Origin of the sequence: Trichocoleus sp. DQ-A1, from assembly GCF_039961955.1 — a bacterium.
Taxonomy (GTDB): domain Bacteria; phylum Cyanobacteriota; class Cyanobacteriia; order Cyanobacteriales; family FACHB-T130; genus FACHB-T130.
The window spans coordinates 141203-159618 of record NZ_JAMPKE010000003.1; the positions used below are offsets into that span (position 1 = coordinate 141203).

Genomic DNA, 18416 nt, shown 5'->3' on the forward strand with positions numbered 1-18416 from the left:
TCCGCTGTATTTGACCATTCAGGACTGCGTGTGCAGATGTTGGGGCAATTTTTAAATTGCCCCGACACAAGGTTTATTCAACCTCAGACACCTCAGCTTCTAGTACGGATTCAGTAGCGGTTACTTCTACTTCCGAATCTTCCGCTTGCGCCGCTTCTAGTGCTTCTGGAGTGTTTGTTTCAGCCTGTTCCTCCGTCTCCTCAGGTGCGAGAGAGCCTTGGGGAACCAGTTCAATCGTGGCGTGTTCTTCCAGCCACTTAATCGCTTTTTCTTTGAGAAGATCGCCTTCGACAATGGTACGCAACCGTTCTAGGTCGATCTCTTGATCGGGGAACTGCTGGAGTAGCTCATTGACTCTGTCTGTCACCTCTTGCGGCTCGGTTTTGAGGGATTCGCGCTGAGCAATCTCCTCAAGTGCCAGAGTTTGTTTGATCCGCTCGATGGCTTCCGGACGCGATCGCACGCCCATTTGTTTTACCATGTCGGGAGTAAACACTTTCTTGACATCCATCCCCATCTGCCCCATCTGGATGATGGTTTGACGAAGCATGGTTTCAACTTCCCGCTGAATCAGGGTTTCCGGCAGGTCAATTTCAACTCTTTTCAAAAGTTCCTTGACAAGTGCTTGCTCTTTATTGGCTGACATTTCTTGATCGGCCTTCTCTCGGAATTTCTTCTCTAAGTCAGCTTGCAATTCAGCCAGGGTTTCAAACTCGCTGACTTCTTGGGCAAAGTCATCATCCACCGCCGGTAACTCTTTTTCCTTGAGGTCTTTGAGCGTGATGGTAAACATCGCTGTGCGACCGGCTAAATCTTGGCGATAATCTTCCGGAAACTTTACTTCTACTTCTTTGCTGTCTCCGGGATTCATTCCCACAATCCCATCGATAAATTCCCTCAAGAACCGCCCTTCTAACAGCTCTATTTGAGCGTCTTCTGCCTGACCCCCACTAATTTCTTCCTGTGCTTCATCTTCTTGTTCGCTGACAAAGCGGCTGGTATAATCGACTACCGCAACATCCCCCATCTGTGCCGGACGACCTGCCACTGGAATTAACGTAGCTTGCTCGACGCGACGCTCTTCTAAAAACTTCTCTATCGCACTGGAGTCATAGGGGACTTCTTCGGCTGTGATAGAGAGGTTGTTGTAATCGCTTAGCTGCACCTGCGGTTGGACATCTACCGCAGCTAAGAAAGTGATAGGTTCTCCAGGTTTAAACTGGCTGACTAATTCCTCGAAGTCAGAACGCAGCTCATAGTTACCAAGCGCCTCAATTGCTTCTTGCTTGAGAGCCTGCTGGAGACCATCTTGAATCAGTTCTTCCAAAGCAGTTGCTTTAATTCGGGTCGTTCCCAGTTGCTGTAGCAGGATCTGGCGAGGCACCTTTCCTTTGCGAAACCCAGGAATATTGGCTGAGCGTGCGAGCTTTTGAATCACCTGCTCGTAGGCATTTTTTGACATATCGGCTGGAATTTCAATTTCCAAGCCAATCTTGCTGGCGGGAAGCTTTTCCTGGGTAACTTTCATCAGTTAACTTCTCTCAAAACTCAGAGCGACAAGGTTGATAACAATTCGAGAGGGCGGGTATTGCAGACGTTTTCGGACGGTCGGTTCAAGCCAAATGGATACAATTTCTGTCTCAACCCCGTGATATCCTAGTTTTGCAACAGTTGGAGCTTTGGTAAATAAAACCTTACCTATCCCTCTCGTTGACATATTTGATGATAGTACATTGACTAAGCCATCGCTCTGTTGCGAATTCAATTTAGCTTGTTCGGGACTGGAAACTTCGACAAAGTCGGTGCTAAGCTGTGTAAAATTTCTTTAGAGATATTCGTTATATAACAAGCAACAGTCCATAAAAAGCGTCTTCCCGTACAAGCTCAAATTTCACGAAAAAAAATATTTAACTGTTTTGGCTCACTCTCATTAAAGCTTTTGACACCTACTATAGCTTTTGACACCTACTATGTATTCAAGAGGAGGAACCATCTTTGTCTGATTCCTATCGCGTTGCCATTCTGGGAGCAACGGGTGCGGTGGGTACGGAGTTGCTAGAACTCCTAGAATCCCGTAACTTTCCGGTTGCTGAGTTGAAACTCTTGGCTTCTCCCCGTTCCGCCGGTCGAACTTTGCAATTTTTAGGCGAAGATTTGCCTGTAGAAGCAGTGGGCGATCGCTCGTTTGATAATGTGGATGTCGTGCTAGCTTCTGCCGGTGGCTCTACTTCTAAAGCTTGGGCATCGAAAGCAGTAGACGCTGGGGCAGTGGTGATTGATAACTCCAGCGCCTTTCGACTCGATCCTGGGGTGCCTCTCGTGGTTCCAGAGGTAAATCCAGAAGCAGCAGCAACTCATCAAGGAATCATTGCCAATCCCAACTGCACGACGATTTTGTTGGCAGTGGCGGTTTGGCCCCTGCATCAAGTGCAGCCAGTCAAACGCATTGTTGCCGCTACGTACCAATCGGCAAGCGGTGCGGGGGCGAGGGCAATGGAAGAAGTAAAAACCCACACTTCAGCAATTTTACGGGGAGAAGACCCGAAACCAGGCATTTTTCCCTACACCTTAGCGTTTAATTTGTTTCCCCATAATTCCCCGATGACCGATCTGGGTTATTGTGAGGAAGAGCTGAAAATGCTTAACGAGACGCGCAAAATTTTCGGTGCGCCCGATCTGCGAGTGACAGCAACCTGCGTGCGGGTTCCCGTACTCCGCGCCCATTCAGAAGCGATTAACCTAGAATTTGAACAACCCTTCCCGGTAGCAAAGGCAAAGGAAGTGTTAGCGAATGCTCCTGGCGTTAAGTTGGTCGAAAACTGGCAGACCAATTATTTCCCGATGCCCATTGAAGCCAGCGGTCGGGATGAAGTGTTAGTGGGTCGGATTCGGCAAGATATTTCTCATCCTTGTGGGTTAGAACTGTGGCTGAGTGGAGACCAAATTCGCAAGGGAGCGGCTCTTAATGCCATCCAGATTGCCGAATTATTGGTAGAACGGCATCTACTGAAACCAACAACCCCAGCTTTTTCTAAATAGTTTTTTAAGCGATTTACAACAGTAGGGGGCACAGTCGTTGTGTACCCCTACCAACAAACAACCCATCACAAAACTAATCACGAAAACAGGGAGGAGTTCAAAGAGTGTGGTAAATTTTGGGCGCGTTCTCACCGCAATGGTGACGCCGTTTAAAGAAGATGGCAGTGTGAATTACGCTGTTGCAGAGCAACTGGCGGCTCATTTGGCTCAAAATGGCAGCGATGCCTTAGTAGTATGCGGCACGACGGGGGAATCTCCGACGCTAACTTGGGATGAGGAATACGAGTTATTTCAGGTAGTGCAGCGGGCGGTAGCTGGCAAAGCGAAGGTAATCGCAGGTACGGGGTCAAATTCAACCAAAGAAGCGATCGCAGCCACCGAAAAAGCCGCTAAACTAGGATTAGATGGATCTTTACAAGTTGTTCCCTACTACAACAAGCCCCCGCAAGAAGGGTTGTATCAGCACTTCCTCCGCGTCGCCCAATCCTGCCCAGACCTGCCCCTGATCCTCTACAACATACCCGGTCGCACCGGACAGAATCTCCAGCCAGAAACCGTGACTCGTTTAGCAGAGATTCCGAATATTGTGGCAATCAAGGAGGCCAGTGGCAACTTAGACCAAGCGAGTCAAATTCGACGCACTACCCCCGCAGAGTTTCAGATATACGCTGGGGATGATTCCCTGACGCTGCCTTTATTAGCCATTGGGGCTGCGGGAGTTATTAGCGTTGCCAGCCATCTGGTAGGGACTCAGCTCCAACAGATGATCCAAGCCTTTGAAAACGGTCAACCTCTGGTAGCAACCGAGATTCACCTGAAACTTTTTCCCTTATTTAAAGTTTTGTTTTGTTCAACCAATCCTATTCCCGTCAAAGCGGCTCTACAACTGCAAGGTTGGGATGTAGGGGCCACTCGTCCACCACTGTGCCATCTCTCAGAGTCAGATAGGCAAATGGTAGAGGCTGTAATGACTCAGATGGCTTTGATGTAAGGCGACGGTTTTTTGGAAAACTGAATACGTCCACAAAGGCAAGAGTAAAAAGGCAAGCGGCAAAAAAAGACAAAGTAAAAAGACCAAAGACACAACCTTCTCTTTTTACTTGGGGCTTTTTACGTGCCAAAGCTGCCCTATCTTATGCAAATTTTCAACGATTTTGTATTGATTGACATTGATTGACTTAATAGAAGGAAACAAATGACTAAGAACGAAGTATCTGCACCCATCCTGAATAAGAACGAATCATCCGCACCCATCCTAAATAAGAACGAATCATCCGCACCCGCCCTGAAAGTGATTCCCCTGGGCGGGCTGCATGAAATTGGAAAGAATACTTGTGTTTTTGAATACAACGACGAAATTGTTCTATTAGATGCTGGATTGGCTTTCCCTAGCGATTCAATGCACGGCGTCAATATCGTCCTGCCCGATATGACTTATCTGCGAGAAAATCGCCACAAGATTAAGGGCATGATCGTCACCCACGGTCATGAAGACCACATTGGGGGAATTGCATATCACCTCAAACAATTTGATATTCCAGTAATCTATGGTCCCCGCCTTGCAATGGCGTTGCTAGAAGGCAAGTTAGAAGAAGCGGGCGTTTTAAACCGCACCACGCTCAAACGGGTAGGGCCCCGCGACATGGTGCGAATAGGCGCTTCCTTCTTCGTCGAATTTATCCGCAACACTCACTCCATCGCGGATAGCTTCACCGTCGCTATCCATACTCCAGCTGGCGTCGTCATCCATACGGGTGACTTTAAGATTGACCACACACCCGTAGATGGCGAGTTTTTTGATTTACAGAGGCTGGCTGAATACGGCGAAAAAGGCGTTTTATGCCTGATTAGCGACTCTACAAACTCGGAAGTACCAGGGTTCACCCCTTCTGAGCGCTCAGTTTATCCCAATCTTGAGCGCTTTATCAGTCAAGCAAAGGGACGGGTGCTATTGACGACTTTCGCTTCGTCCGTCCACCGGATCAATATGGTTTTGGAAATCGCCCAAAAACACGGACGGGTGGTATCCGTTGTGGGTCGTTCGATGCTGAATGTGATTGCCCAAGCACGCAATTTGGGTTATATCAAGTGTTCGGACAATCTCTTCCAACCTTTGCAGTCGATTCATCAGCTGCCTGAAGACAAAGTGCTCGTTCTAACTACAGGTTCGCAGGGGGAGCCAATGTCAGCAATGACGCGGATTGCCAACGGCGAACACCGACAAATTAAAGTCCGTAAGGGTGATACGGTGATCTTCTCGGCAAACCCGATTCCGGGAAATACCGTTGCAGTGGTTAACACCATTGATAAGCTGATGATGCAAGGTGCGAATGTCATCTATGGTCGTGATAAGGGGATTCACGTTTCCGGTCACGGCTGTCAGGAAGACCAAAAGCTGATGATTGCTTTGACTCGTCCGAAATTCTTCTTGCCAGTTCACGGCGAGCATCGGATGTTGATTCAGCACTCCAAGACTGCCCAGAGCATGAGCATCCCTGCGGAAAATATGGTGATTATTGACAATGGGGATGTCGTGGAGGTGTCGGAAGATGGCATCCGCGTCAAAGGTAAAGTTCCTTCTGGCATTGAGCTGGTAGATAATTCTGGCGTAGTGAAAGCCAATGTGCTGAAGGAACGGCAGCAGTTGGCTGAGGATGGAATTGTCACGATTGCAGCAGCAGTGAACTGGGAAGGCAAACTGAGTGCTAAGCCGGAAGTTCACCTGCGCGGTGTTGTGACATCAATGGAACGCGATCGCCTACAGGGAATTGTCCGCGAAACCCTAGAATCTCTTTTGAGCGATCGCTGGTCAGAATTCGCCCGCACCTTGGATGATGAACTTTTAGAAGTTGACTGGATAGGGCTGCAAACTCAAATGGAGTCTGCCCTCCAGCGATTGATCCGCCGCGAATTCCAGTCTTCTCGCCCGTTGCTCGTCTTCTTACTGCAAACTCCGGAAGAAGAGCCACCTGCGAAGGCTGCCGGAAGACGCCGCCGCCGTTCGACTGCGAAGGTCGCATCCTAATCAGGCAGATAGGGAGCTTGAGGATCGTTAATGTAGGGCGATCGCGCAGAGCTTCCCTAACGCTAGAAAAGATAACAGTGCAAAATTGTAGTTGGGAATAAAATTCCCTTAGAACTGGCGATCCTTTCTGGATCGCCAGTTTGAATTTGTGCGCTTAGTGATGGTGCAAAATATCAGCTTCTCGACTCGGTTCTGGTTTTTTAGTTAGTTTAGACTTTCCACCGGGTTTTTTTCCACCACCTTTTAAGCGATCGCGTGCCGTCACAATTACGATATACAGAACTGGCACAATGAATAAACTTAAGACAGTGGAGACAATGGTACCGCCTGCGATCGCAGTTCCTAGAGAACGTCGGCTGGCGGCTCCTGCTCCTTCGGGATTTACCAGAGGAGCAATACCCAAGACAAAGGCGAAAGTAGTCATCAGAATTGGTCGCAAACGCTCTTGGGAAGCTTCAACCACCGCCTTGGTTGCTGACATCCCGCTTTCTCGGAGTTGGTTGGCAAATTCTACAATTAAAATTGCATTTTTACTCGCCAAACCAATCAACATTACTAGACCAATTTGGCAATAAACATCATTAGACAATCCGCGCAATGATTGAGCTGACAATGCCCCTAGAATGGCCAGCGGAACTGAAAGCAGAATAATGAAGGGGTCAACATAATTTTCATACTGAGCAGCCAGCACCAAGAACACAAAAATAAGTCCCAAACCAAAAATTATTGGTGCTTGACCGCCAGACTCAATTTCTTCTAGTGAAGTCCCCGACCATTCATAACCTAAACCAGCTGGTAAAACCTCTTTGGATACCCGATCCATTGTCTTAATTGCTTGTCCTGAGCTATAGCCAGGAGCAGCAGAACCAGTGATTTCAATCGAGCGATATAGATTGTAGTGATTAATAGTTTGCGCTCCAGTCGTTGGAGTAACTTTTACCAAATTGCTCAAAGGAATCATCTGATTTTGTTGGGAGCGGACGTAGAGATTGCCAATATTTTCCGGGTTAGAGCGAAACTGTTTGTCTGCTTGCACGTACACTCGATAATTTCGCTGCTGTAAATTGAAATCGTTTACATATTGCGAACCCAACGATGTTTGCAGTGTATTAAAAATATCGTCTACCGAAACTTGCAACGCTTTAGCTTTGTTGCGGTCAACTTCGATTAGTAGCTGTGGCGTATTTGCGGCAAAAGTGCTAAATACTTGTTGCAATCCAGGTGTCTGGTTAGCACGACCTAATAGTTGACCCATTGACTGAACTAAAGACTCTAGGGGACTATTCCCGCGTTGGTCTTGCAACTGATATTGGAAGCCGCCAAAACTGCCCAAACCTTGAATTGATGGAGGATTAACGGGTAAGACTCTGGCTTCGGTGATACCTGATAGCGTCCCGAACAAACTGCCAATAATCGCTTGCACTGACTGCTCTTTTTTATGGCGTTCCTCCCAAGGCTTGAGAGTAGTAAATATAATCCCATTGTTAGAAGTATTACCGCTAAAACTAAAGCCACCTACTACGAAAGTTCCGACTACTTCGGGGTTTTTAAGAATTTCTTTTTCTACCTTGTCCATAACTTCGCCTGTATATTGCAGGGAAACGCCTTCTGGCCCTTGGACAAGCGTGATGAAATAACCCTGATCTTCTTCGGGAAGAAACGCTGTAGGTACGCTCAGATAAAGCCAAGCAGTTATTCCCAAAGAAACGATAAACAACCCGACTACAAAGCCTCGAAAGCGTGTAAGGAAGTTAAGCGATCGCTTGTATCCTCTCTGCGTCCAGTCGAGTGCTCCATTAATTCGGTCAAAAATCCAGCCAAGCCATCCTCCCGGCTTTTGTCCCTGACGCAATAACAAAGCTGAAAGAGATGGAGTCAATGTAATAGCAATAAAGGTAGAAATACCAACTGAAAAAGCAATTGTTAAGGCAAATTGTTTGTACAGCGCTCCCGTTGTTCCAGGAAAAAATGCAACTGGAACAAACACCGCCATTAGCACCAGTGAAGTTGCAATTAAGGCGCTAAAAAGTTCCCGCATCGCTTCACTTGCAGCTGCACGAGGGTTCATCCCCTTTTGCTGGATCAAGCGATCGATATCCTCAACTACAACGATCGCATCATCAACCACCAAGCCAGTAGCTAATGTAATACCAAACAGCGACAAGCTATTAATCGAAAACCCAAACACCTTGATAAAAGCAAAAGTTCCTATCAAGGAGATGGGAATTGTCACCGCTGGAATCAGAGTTGTTCGCCAATCTTGTAAGAAAACAAAGATAACCAAGACAACCAAAGCAATCGCTTCAAATAGTGTTTTAACTACTTCTCTGAGCGATTGTTCAACATACAAAGTTGTGTCAAACGCCACCCGATATTGCAAACCAGGCGGAAAGCGAGTAGCCAGTTTTGCCATTTCTGCTTTCACTGCTCTGGCAACATCCAAAGCATTACTACCGGGAAGCTGAAAGATACCCAAACCTACAGCATCATTGCCTCGGAATCGCAGAAAAGAGCTGTAATTTTCCGCTCCTAATTCTGCTCTTCCGACATCCTTAAGTTTGACAAGCGTGCCATCAGTATCCGTATCCGTTTTTAAGACAATTTCCTCAAATTCAGAAGCTTCTGTCAGCCGACTGACTGCACGCAGGTCAATTTGATACATTTGCCCTTCTGGAGCAGGTTCCTGACCGATTCGCCCAGCACCGACTTGTAAGTTCTGTTCTTGGAGTGCGTTGACTACATCTTGAGACGTTAAACCGCGACTAGCAAGCCGATTTGGGTCTAGCCATAAACGCATAGAATATCGGCGTTCGCCGAAAATTTGCACGTCACCAACGCCCTTTAATCTTTTCAGAGCATCTGTTAAATAAAGGTCTGCGTAATTGCTTAAAAATATGTTGTCGTACTCTTTATTTTCGGCGTACAAACCAATTGCTAAGAGGATGTTGCTGGACTGTTTCGTTACCGTGACCCCAGTTTGTTGTACGGCTTGTGGTAGCTGCGGTTGGGCGACGGAAACTCTATTTTGAATATCGACTGCGGCGATATCTTTGTTTCGGGATGAGTCAAAGGTAGCTGTAATTGTACTGGTGCCATCGTTACTGCTGCTCGAACTCAGATATTTTAATCCCTCGACTCCATTTATTTGCCTTTCTAAGATGTTGGTGACAGCGTTTTCTACGACTTCAGCACTAGCTCCGCTGTAGTTAGCAGTAACGTTGATTTGAGTCGGGCTAATCTCTGGAAACTGCGCGATAGGTAGAGTGGGAATACTAATTCCTCCCACTAGCAAAATAACTATGGCGCAGACTGTAGCAAAGACTGGTCGCTTAATGAAGAAATCTGCAAACATATTGTTAGTAATTTGTAATTGGTAATCGGTGGGTATTAAGTATTAGATATTAGGGATTAGTGAAGAAAATTCTCCATTATCTTACCCATTACCTATTACCCATTACTGATTACTTAGACTCAGGAAGAATGGGAGCGCCATCAGATAAATTCTGAAGGCCTGAGACAATAACTTTTTCTCCGGGTTGTAATCCTTCTAACACTTGATAATTATTTTTCTGGATCGCGCCCAACTTCACGGGTTTTTGCTTAGCCACAAGTTTGGGTTGTCCTGGTGGTTCTGGTTGCCCTGGTTGAGGTTGTTGTGTTTGCGCCACAAACACAAAAGTTGCTCCACCCAAGCGAGAAATAGCGCTAGTGGGGATTAAAACTCCCGGACGTTCTTGCCAAATCAGATTAGCTTTGATAAATTGTCCATCTCGCAGTTGTCCTTGTGAATTGTCAAAGCTAGCTTTTGCTTGGATGCTTTGAGAATTGCTCGTTACTCTAGGCGAAATGAAGCTAATTTGACCTGTACCTAGCACCTTTCCTTGAGAATCCTTCCCTTCAACTCTCTGCCCCAAGCGTATATCTGGCCCTCGTTCTAGCGGGATAGATAACCGCAGGTCTAGCGCTTGGTTTTGAGTAACCGTGGCAATCGTATCGCCACTCCTAACGTAGTCTCCTAACTTGACTGGGATAAGTCCGACAACGCCAGCGATGGGGGCGACAATTGTGGCATCTTTCAGTTCTTCATTGGAAAGATTGGCGTTGGCTTCAGCTTGCCGTACCCCGGCTTGCGCTTCAGAAAGGCTGGCTTGAGCTGCCTGAATGCCTTGGTTGCTAGCATTTAAGGCGGCTTGGGCGGCGCGGATATCGCGGGTAACTTGGTCTAGTTGCGCTCTGGGCAACGCGCCTTGCTGTACGAGGGTGGAAGTGCGGCGGAGGTTTTCCTGTTGTAGTTCCACTTCAGCGACACGAGAAGCCCGTTCTGCTTCTAAGGCTTTAATTTGCGAGGCGGCATTGGCACGGGTGGCGCGGGCGGCATTAACAGCCTGGAGGACGCCAGCTAATTCTGCTTGTCTCTTTTCGCGGCTGAGTTGGACTAAGGGCTTCCCAGCCGGAACGCGATCGCCTTCAGCAACAAAAATCTGACTCACTCGCCCGTCAATTTCAGGCTTTAGTACCACTGAACGTTGCGCTTCTAACGCACCGACAAACTCGGAACTTTCCTGAACCGTCGCTGTCTCTATCGTTGATAGCTTGACGGGAACTCCTTGAGGTTGACCCGCCGCCGCCGCATTTGGTGCATCACTAGTACGGCTATGCCACCACCGCCAACCAAAACCTGCACCAACGATTAAAAGGATAATTCCCAGCGCCATAGACCAACGCTGTTTTTTCCGTGGTTGATACCGCTCATTTGCCGCAGACTCATCGTATTCTAGAGCCTGACCGTCGGCTGCGATCGCAGACTGTTCTGTGTCAATTGGAACTGGAGACGGGGAATCAGGATCGGGCATTGTCGTTTCCTCTCCTTTTACTTAAGTTTGATAGCAAACCGCTCTACGCATACAAAGCGGTACTTAAACGACTTTTAACAATGTCGCGATTGGCTTATATAGTTTTCTTAATCGGCTTGCGCTCATCGCCACCCCATCTCAGCTAGAGGATTGCGAGAGAGAAACAGCAGATAACATCTACATATATTAAAATCAAATGCAACAATTAATTGTATCAGATTGATATAGATGCTGGAATTAGCTACTTTAGGTCTACTACAGTGCGAACCGCTACATGGGTACCGCTTAAAACAGCAATTAGAGCTGTTCATGAGTGGTTGTATCAGCGTCAACTATGGAGCTATTTATCCGCTCTTGAAGCGCCTGGAAGAACGGGGTGCAATATCAGTGCTGGTAGAGGAGGAAGGAGAAGCGGGTTCGTTCCGCAAGATTTACAGCATTACGGATCGAGGGCGGGAGCGATGGATGCAAAAGATGATGGAATATCCCCATGAAAGCTGGGTGAATGCTCGCTCTCGCTTTACGATCAAGTTTTTCTTTTTCGGTCACTTAGAACCCGCCAAACGGATTAAGCTGCTGGAGCATCGCCTGATGGTTTGTCGGCTGCGCCTAGAAAGCCAAGAACGAGAACTGCTGCCAGCAGAACCCTACCAGGCAGAAGTTTGGCACAGATGTAAGGCAGTGATTCAAAGCGAAATCGAATGGTTGAACGAACGGCTGGCATCTGAGCGAACCGAACCCTCTCTAAAAAGTTCGGGGCAAAGCGAGGTAGAGACGGGAATCGTTGCCACTTGAAAGACATCGAATACTGCAATCGAACAATGGCAAAGCCATGTTAAGGGAAATACAGGAGCTATCTGCTTTAGGGCTAAGGAAATCAATTATTTCTGGCAGAATGCACCAATATCAGACTTAGGGTTCTGCATTTTCAGATTCTTGCCCTAATTCACAAAAATTCGTTTGCCAAGCACATTCGCAACCCAGTATCCTTCTTAAGGTGCTTGAGCTAAAGAAAAGAAGTTTTTCTAACAGCGCAGACCAAATTCAAAAACTTATGCCAAATTCTAGTCATCCGTTTCACTGGGTAGGAACTGGTTTCATGGCTGCGGGTGCGAGTGCAGCGATCGCCATGAGCTGTGCCAAACTGAGTGTTGCACAAGAAAAGCCTCCTCTAACTCAGCCAAATCGTAATTCAGTTGAAAGTAAGGGAACCCCGTCGGGTGACCCAACCCCAACGCTTCCCGCAATCTCTTCCCAGACGCTAAAGGAAGCCGTTAGCCGAGATGGAGCTAACTCTCCAGACTCAACGGGAGCCAAAACAAGTGTTTCTCAGTCGGCTCCAGCTCAATCGCCACAGGCACCCGCCTCTCTGGATAGCCTACCCCCTGAATACCTTAACCCCAGCGCTAATCCCCTACAATTTCCCACCAAATCTGAGGAAGTGCAAATCCAAAACTTCCAACGAATTACCCTACAACAAGCTTTGGAGCTGGCACGGCGCAACAATCGGGATTTACAAGTAGCGATTCTGACCCTAGAGCGATCGCGGGCATCCGTGCGAGAATTTCGGGCGGCTGAGTTTCCAACAATCGGCGTAGAATCAAATTTTACTAGGTCAGATTCCCCGAATGCTGAGCTACAAAATCGGCGACAACAGTCATCCCCATTAAACCCATTCTTGGGGAATGACGACGATAATACTGTTTCGACATCCTTTGACACCGGCCTGCAAGTGAGTTACGAACTCTACACCTCCGGGCGGCGCGGGGCACGTATCCGGGCGGCAGAAGAACAGCTGCGATTCGATCAGTTAGAAGTAGAACGCCAGTCCGAGCAACTACGCCTGGATGTCAGCAATGCTTACTACGATCTGCAAGAAGCCGACTCCCAAACTGAGATTTCCCAAGCAGCAGTGACAGATGCCGCCAGGAGTCTCCGGGATGCTCAATTGCTAGAACAAGCTGGACTTGGAACGCGATTTGACGTACTGCGGGCGCAGGTGCAGCTGGCAAATGCCGTGCAGGATCTCACTCGCAGCCGGAGTCAGCAGAGCATTGCCCGCAGGCAATTAACGAGGCTGTTGAGTCTAGGGGAAACCGTTGAGGTGGCGGCAGCAGATGAAATTGAGGTCGCTGGTGAATGGAATCTAACACTAGAACAGAGTATTATCCTCGCCGTGAAGAATCGTGCTGAGCTAGAACAGCTCTTGGCTCGACGGAACATCAGCCAAGAGCAAAGGCGCATTGCCCTGGCGGCAACCAGACCGCAAGTCAACCTCGTTGCCAACTACAGCGTTTTAGGGGTATTAAATGACGATATCGGGCCAGCCGATGGTTTAACCCTGGGGGCGCAATTCCGATGGGATTTTTACGATGGGGGAGCCGCCAGAGCGAGAGCCAGTCAGGAAGAAACGAACATAGCGATCGCTGAAACTCAATTTGCCGACCAGCGCAACCAAATCCGCTTGGAGGTGGAACAAGCTTATTTCAACTTAAGGTCGAATGCCGAGAATATTCAAACTGCCTTTTTTGCCGTTACCCAGGCAGAAGAAAGCTTGCGTCTGGCAGAGTTACGATTTAGATCTGGCGTTGGTACCCAGACAGATGTCATTAGCGCTCAAACCGAGCTAACTCGTGCTAGAGTAAACCGTCTTACAGCGGTTCTGGATTACAATCGCTCTCTGGCAGCTCTCGAACGGGCGATCAGCAATCTCCCAGATAGTCAACTTTTCGATCAGCCCCAATAGGGTGAGCGAAGCAAAGCGAGCCTACGGTGTCTCAAAACACCACTGGCATTTCAGTAGAGATCGGCTTTGCTAAATTTGTATAATTTTTTAAGATTTGTTAATAGAAGCGAGGTGAGTTAAAAGGCGGATGGCTAATATTACATTTGTCAATGAAAATCAAGAAGCGATCGCAGCGGATGGGGCTAACTTAAGAGAAAAAGCCCTCCAGAACGGCATTGATATCTATACCTTTAGGGGAAAGATGATGAACTGCGGGGGCTACGGTCAATGCGGTACCTGCATTGTGGAAATTGTGGCAGGTATGGAAAATCTTTCGCCTCGCACTGAGGTGGAAAATCGCAAACTGAAGAAAAAGCCAGAAACCTATCGCTTAGCTTGTCAAACTCTTGTAAATGGCCCAACAAGTGTGAAAACAAAGCCGCGATAAAAAATTGAAGGTTTATTAACGCAAAGATCGCAAGGATTTCGCAAAGTTACGCAAAGGCAATGATAAATTCTCTGCCGGACTCTGCGATTCCTTTGCATCCTCTGCGTTTAAGTTTTCTCGCTCTACTGCCTAGAACAATCCTCCTAGCGGCACTAGCTTGAAAAATTCTTGCTTGACCTTTTGATAAATTGGAATCTTCCCGGTTGGATGTGAGCATACCCGGTCGTACCTAAAAAGTCGTACCTAAAAATAAGGGAACATCTTGAGATCGCATCGCATCGTTTCAGAACTTTACCCAACCGATGCACAGCAGCACCAGAAGCGCCGATGATTGGTCGTGAAATTCGGCAATTATGGGTCGGAAAACCAAGGAAATACCGCATTCTATTTGTGGTCGAACAAGATGTCGTAGCCGTTCTTCATGTTCGGCACAGTCGCCAAGCTTATTTGGGTGACGAGTCTGAGTAAGGTTGTTGCGTAAAATATGCGATCGCTTTTCTCTTTCCTTTAAGAATAAAGCGCGATCGCGAAGGGCCGACCTGTCGGTTCGCTTTTTATATTGGTGAGAGCGCGATCGCCTCAATGTCTGCTCCAGGAGAGCGATCGGGCTTGCATGGGAAAATGCGATCGCTATTTTGGCTTCTTGGGATCGCACTCTCCTCAAGACAGACACCGGATGATATGCTTAAGGGTGGTGCTTTAAAGTTAATTAGAGGCTGGGTTCAATGCAAGTTAACGATCTTGGTTTTGTCGCCAGCATCCTGTTTGTGCTGGTTCCCACAGTTTTCTTGTTGATTCTGTACATCCAAACTGCTAGCCGCGAAAGCAACAAGAATCCTTAATCATCTGTATCAAACAAAATCCCCCCGCTGTAGTATGGACAAGGCTCTTGCCATGTCCTTCTGGCGAGGGGAATTTTTTTACGGTTAGGTTTGGCTTAGGTTTGGCGTTTCTTAGGTAGTCGCCGTGCGTCCTAAGAGAACGGGACAATTTGCATAAACTCGCACGTAGTCGGATAGCGAGGTTCCCAGCAAGCGATCCAAATCTGGTAAACCTTTGGCAATCGAAGGACGGCGATCGGGAGAACCCAACATCAACAAATCAACATTTGATTCCTCTGCCAAACGACAGATTTCTGGGCCTGCCTTCCCATTTCCGGTGACACACTTATAAGAGATGCCTTGTTTTTTAGCGGCAGCGATCGCAGGAGCAAGTACAGGATCTTTTTCAGCGTTAGCGGCTTCTTCAAAACCTGTCCGAGCTTTGTTGACGTGAACCAGAACCAACTGCCCACCCTTTTTATCTCGCAACAGAAACAAAGCCAGATTTAAGCATTGTTGTGCCGATTCTGAGCCGTCCATTGCAACCATGATGCGGTTAATTTTCTTGACGTAAATATCGTCTTTCACCAACAACATCGGGCGGGAAGACAATTGGAAAACATATTGGCTGACCGAGTTTTCTAAAATGGATTCTAGGCGCTTCAACCCCCGCGAACCCATAATGATCAAATCAGCATTTATTTCTTCTGCTACCTGGCAAACCGTATCCTTCGGATCGCCCTGCCTCAGCATGGTGTTAACGTGATTTGGGTCTAGGTTCAGAGTCTGGATGGCTGTAGCGAGAATCCTGCCTCCCTCTTCCCACTTTGAAGTCATGGACTCAGTGGTAATTTGAGAAGGAACGACGTGCAAGATAGTGACTGCTGCCCGTTGGATCGAAGGCAGTTCTATCAAAGCCTTGAGCATCTCTTCAGAATGTCCAGTTCCAGAGTCTGCTAACAAAATTTTTTCAATCATCGAAATGCCTCTTTATCAGAAAAAATCGCTCTGTTTTTATTGCTTTCTGACCCAATGAATCGGGAAGTAGATGTTGATGAAAGTGTGATAACTGCTAACAACAGTAACCGATTTATCTGGGAAGTGAGTTTTTCATCATTCAGCATACTTCTGATAGTGCCGTTAATTTTTAACGATTTATGACACTGCTTTAATAAGCGCAAAAAATATTCATTAATTTTTGTAACCTAATTAATCGGAACACGTCAAAGGAGCATCTACACTCGCTGTTTCTTAGAAAATTTGCTATTCATCAAACTTCTGACGCTTTTTCTCTTTGACGCCCTACAACAAGATAGACATCAACCATTTGCTGTTTGCCCTTCAGTGGCAATGGTCCCCAAGATTCAACCAGAAACTGGTTATCAAGATGAACCAGGGTTTCCTTGCCGATCAGGACGCGGCAGTTGCTTGGTTGGCGGTGTTTCTCGCAACTTTCCAAGCGAGCGGCAGTATTAACGCTGTCCCCAATGACGCCATATTCTAGGCGGTCTTTGCCTCCTAAACTGCCAACGACGACGGGACCCGTAAAAATTCCAATTCGCATCTGGATGACTGGCAAGCCACGAGTTTTCCAGTTTTGGTTCAATTCCTCCAGAATTTCGCCGATTGCTAGAGCGCATTCTATCGAGCGCTGGGCATCAAGAGCGACTTCCTCCTTGTGGATGCGATCCATCGGCACACCAAACACAGCCATGAAGCCATCCCCGGTAAATTTGTTGATAATGCCTTCATGGTCGATGATTTCGTGGGTGACGACATCCAGCATTTCATTTAACCATTCCAGCAAAGCTTCCGGAGGCATTTGTTCGGCAATGGTACTGAAATCTTTGATATCTGCAAACATCATGGTTGCGATTAGCTTAATTCCTGGTAATTTCCCAGATTTGATCAAGCGATCGCGTCCTTTCCAGAGAGCTTTGGCAACTTCCGGTGAAGTATTCTGTCCCAAAAGCTTCATGATAATTTGTTGCTGCTGCTGTGCATCATAAGAGCGGTAGGTGATAACTACTCCGCTGGTGAGGATAAATCCCAGTACGGGAGCCGACAGAGGCACCCATCCTTGCAGAGTAAACAGATAGAAGCAGGTGCCCAACAAAACCCCCAACCCAACGCCGCAGCCCAAAATTAAGACAACGGGATGTCGCAACCACCAAGCCGCGATCGCACCTAGCAGCGTCCATCCGACAATCCATAACACCTCTATCCGTTCATCCCAGAACCAAAATAGGGGTCGCTCCCCCGTGGCAGCGTCAAGGAATTGGCTGACCATCTGGGCATGAACCAAGACGCCGGGCATCTTGGCGATTGTCTTTTCGGCTGGGCTGTAGGGGGTTGAGAAAGTATCTTTGGCGCTGGGTGCCGTTGTGCCAATCAGCACAATCTTATTTTTCACCCAGTTCGGGTCAATCTGTCCCTTTAACACTTGGGTGAGCGTAACTTGCCGCGCTACGTTTGAGGATCGGTAATTTAGCAGAACTTGGTATCCCCGCGGGTCGATGTTGTGATACCCGCCAGAGTTTTGTTGGAGCGGGACAAATACCGCTTTTGCCAGTTGAATATAATCGGGATTTTGTTGGCTGGACTCTGGTGTGATGCCTACACTTTCTAAGTAAGCGATCGCTAGCCGCAGGGAAAACGAGAAATAAGTGCTTGTATCATCCGAGACAAACAATAGATTGCGACGGACAACGCCATCCGGATCGAGCAGCAAATCGTTAAAACCAACTCGATCCTCTGGAAATCCCGGCGGCGGCGACACCAGTTCCAGCTCCGTATCGCCAAATTTCTTAATGGCAAAGATATTTTTTTCCCGGAGTTGCACCTTAAGTTCGGCATTTCCTGGTTGTTGCGGGATTTCCCGATACACATCTAAGCCAATTACTTGAGGCTGCAATGATTGCAACTTTGCCAATAGCTGCGCCATTGTCCGGTCGGATAAAGGCCATTGTTTCTGAGTGCGAATGTCGCCTTCTGTAATGCCCACAACTAAGAGCCGAGGGTCGGGACCTGGATCGGAATGTAACCGCACCAGTTGGTCTAAAGCGACGAGTTCTAGAAGTTGTAGACCGCCCAAATGACGCACTCCTAAAACGAACCCGCTCACAACAAGACTAGCGATCGCTACCACTCGCACACCCGTGAATTCCGACAACGCAATCTTGAGGCGATCGCTTAGATCTAATAGCGTGGATGTTTGGGACTTAAAAAAGCCTTTCATCATCGCCCTAGCCTTAGCGCAGCTAACATGGGGAGAAACAGAGGCAAAGACAGAGCCATAGCATTTTCTACTGTAGCTTTTGGGCTAATTTCGGGAATTGAAAACTGGTAAATTTACCGACTGCTGATTTGGCATTACCACATTATGGCATTTAGATAATGATGGGCTACACCCCTCATTCTTAGTAAACAGTCAGGAATCATGGAAAAAGAAAAAATCGCTAATTTCTAGAAATAGGTTCGATCGAGAGGGGAAAGCAACTGACAA

13 protein-coding genes are annotated in these 18416 nt (G+C 47.5%); 8 read left to right on the forward strand and 5 right to left on the reverse strand.

Annotated features, from left to right (window positions below; all coding sequences use genetic code 11):
• Positions 1-73: 73 nt before the first annotated feature.
• Positions 74-1528 (reverse strand): trigger factor, encoded by a 1455-nt coding sequence (tig, locus tag NDI33_RS05010; RefSeq protein WP_190676972.1) that lies wholly within the window; start codon positions 1526-1528, stop codon positions 74-76.
• A gap of 467 nt (positions 1529-1995) precedes the next feature.
• On the opposite strand from tig, the gene NDI33_RS05015 reads away from it, so the two are divergent.
• The 3 genes from NDI33_RS05015 (at position 1996) to NDI33_RS05025 (ending at position 6064) form a co-directional block, all read left to right on the forward strand.
• Positions 1996-3039, forward strand: coding sequence for an aspartate-semialdehyde dehydrogenase (locus NDI33_RS05015; RefSeq protein ID WP_190414675.1), 1044 nt, complete (start codon positions 1996-1998; stop codon positions 3037-3039).
• Between the two features lie 106 nt (positions 3040-3145).
• Positions 3146-4030 (forward strand): 4-hydroxy-tetrahydrodipicolinate synthase, encoded by an 885-nt coding sequence (gene dapA / locus NDI33_RS05020; RefSeq protein WP_190414676.1) that lies wholly within the window; start codon positions 3146-3148, stop codon positions 4028-4030.
• A gap of 204 nt (positions 4031-4234) precedes the next feature.
• On the forward strand, positions 4235-6064 hold the full coding sequence (locus tag NDI33_RS05025) for a ribonuclease J (RefSeq protein WP_190429051.1): 1830 nt from the start codon (positions 4235-4237) through the stop codon (positions 6062-6064).
• A 154-nt stretch (positions 6065-6218) separates the two neighbouring features.
• On the opposite strand, the gene NDI33_RS05030 is transcribed toward NDI33_RS05025, so the two are convergent.
• Together NDI33_RS05030 and NDI33_RS05035 are read right to left on the reverse strand one after the other, a co-directional pair.
• On the reverse strand, positions 6219-9416 hold the full coding sequence (locus NDI33_RS05030) for an efflux RND transporter permease subunit (RefSeq protein ID WP_190676974.1): 3198 nt from the start codon (positions 9414-9416) through the stop codon (positions 6219-6221).
• A gap of 109 nt (positions 9417-9525) precedes the next feature.
• Complete coding sequence (locus NDI33_RS05035) at positions 9526-10917, reverse strand: efflux RND transporter periplasmic adaptor subunit (protein ID WP_190676976.1); 1392 nt, start codon at positions 10915-10917, stop codon at positions 9526-9528.
• A 228-nt stretch (positions 10918-11145) separates the two neighbouring features.
• Here NDI33_RS05035 and NDI33_RS05040 point away from each other — a divergent pair, with 228 nt between their 5' ends.
• From NDI33_RS05040 to psbM, 5 genes are all read left to right on the forward strand, one after another.
• Entirely contained in the window at positions 11146-11712 is a 567-nt protein-coding gene (locus NDI33_RS05040; protein WP_190676978.1) for a PadR family transcriptional regulator, read from the forward strand.
• A 259-nt stretch (positions 11713-11971) separates the two neighbouring features.
• On the forward strand, positions 11972-13663 hold the full coding sequence (locus NDI33_RS05045; RefSeq protein ID WP_242033193.1) for a TolC family protein: 1692 nt from the start codon (positions 11972-11974) through the stop codon (positions 13661-13663).
• Positions 13664-13790: 127 nt separating this feature from the next.
• Positions 13791-14090, forward strand: coding sequence for a 2Fe-2S iron-sulfur cluster-binding protein (locus NDI33_RS05050; RefSeq protein ID WP_190676980.1), 300 nt, complete (start codon positions 13791-13793; stop codon positions 14088-14090).
• A gap of 327 nt (positions 14091-14417) precedes the next feature.
• Positions 14418-14558 (forward strand): hypothetical protein, encoded by a 141-nt coding sequence (locus tag NDI33_RS05055; RefSeq protein ID WP_190414682.1) that lies wholly within the window; start codon positions 14418-14420, stop codon positions 14556-14558.
• Between the two features lie 257 nt (positions 14559-14815).
• Positions 14816-14932, forward strand: coding sequence for a photosystem II reaction center protein PsbM (psbM, locus tag NDI33_RS05060; protein ID WP_190414683.1), 117 nt, complete (start codon positions 14816-14818; stop codon positions 14930-14932).
• Positions 14933-15043: 111 nt separating this feature from the next.
• Here psbM and NDI33_RS05065 read toward each other — a convergent pair whose 3' ends face one another.
• Positions 15044-15889, reverse strand: coding sequence for a universal stress protein (locus NDI33_RS05065; protein WP_190414684.1), 846 nt, complete (start codon positions 15887-15889; stop codon positions 15044-15046).
• Between the two features lie 292 nt (positions 15890-16181).
• On the reverse strand, positions 16182-18152 hold the full coding sequence (locus NDI33_RS05070) for an adenylate/guanylate cyclase domain-containing protein (protein WP_242033194.1): 1971 nt from the start codon (positions 18150-18152) through the stop codon (positions 16182-16184).
• Positions 18153-18416: the final 264 nt, after the last annotated feature.

Coding starts and splice junctions, on each gene's coding strand:
- psbM (WP_190414683.1), top strand. CDS start 14,816: ATGCAAGTTAACGATCTTGGTTTTGTCGCCAGCATCCTGTTTGTGCTG.
- NDI33_RS05065 (WP_190414684.1), bottom strand. CDS start 15,889: ATGATTGAAAAAATTTTGTTAGCAGACTCTGGAACTGGACATTCTGAA.
- NDI33_RS05070 (WP_242033194.1), bottom strand. CDS start 18,152: ATGATGAAAGGCTTTTTTAAGTCCCAAACATCCACGCTATTAGATCTA.
- tig (WP_190676972.1), bottom strand. CDS start 1,528: ATGAAAGTTACCCAGGAAAAGCTTCCCGCCAGCAAGATTGGCTTGGAA.
- NDI33_RS05050 (WP_190676980.1), top strand. CDS start 13,791: ATGGCTAATATTACATTTGTCAATGAAAATCAAGAAGCGATCGCAGCG.
- NDI33_RS05025 (WP_190429051.1), top strand. CDS start 4,235: ATGACTAAGAACGAAGTATCTGCACCCATCCTGAATAAGAACGAATCA.
- NDI33_RS05035 (WP_190676976.1), bottom strand. CDS start 10,917: ATGCCCGATCCTGATTCCCCGTCTCCAGTTCCAATTGACACAGAACAG.
- NDI33_RS05040 (WP_190676978.1), top strand. CDS start 11,146: ATGCTGGAATTAGCTACTTTAGGTCTACTACAGTGCGAACCGCTACAT.
- NDI33_RS05055 (WP_190414682.1), top strand. CDS start 14,418: ATGATTGGTCGTGAAATTCGGCAATTATGGGTCGGAAAACCAAGGAAA.
- NDI33_RS05045 (WP_242033193.1), top strand. CDS start 11,972: ATGCCAAATTCTAGTCATCCGTTTCACTGGGTAGGAACTGGTTTCATG.
- NDI33_RS05030 (WP_190676974.1), bottom strand. CDS start 9,416: ATGTTTGCAGATTTCTTCATTAAGCGACCAGTCTTTGCTACAGTCTGC.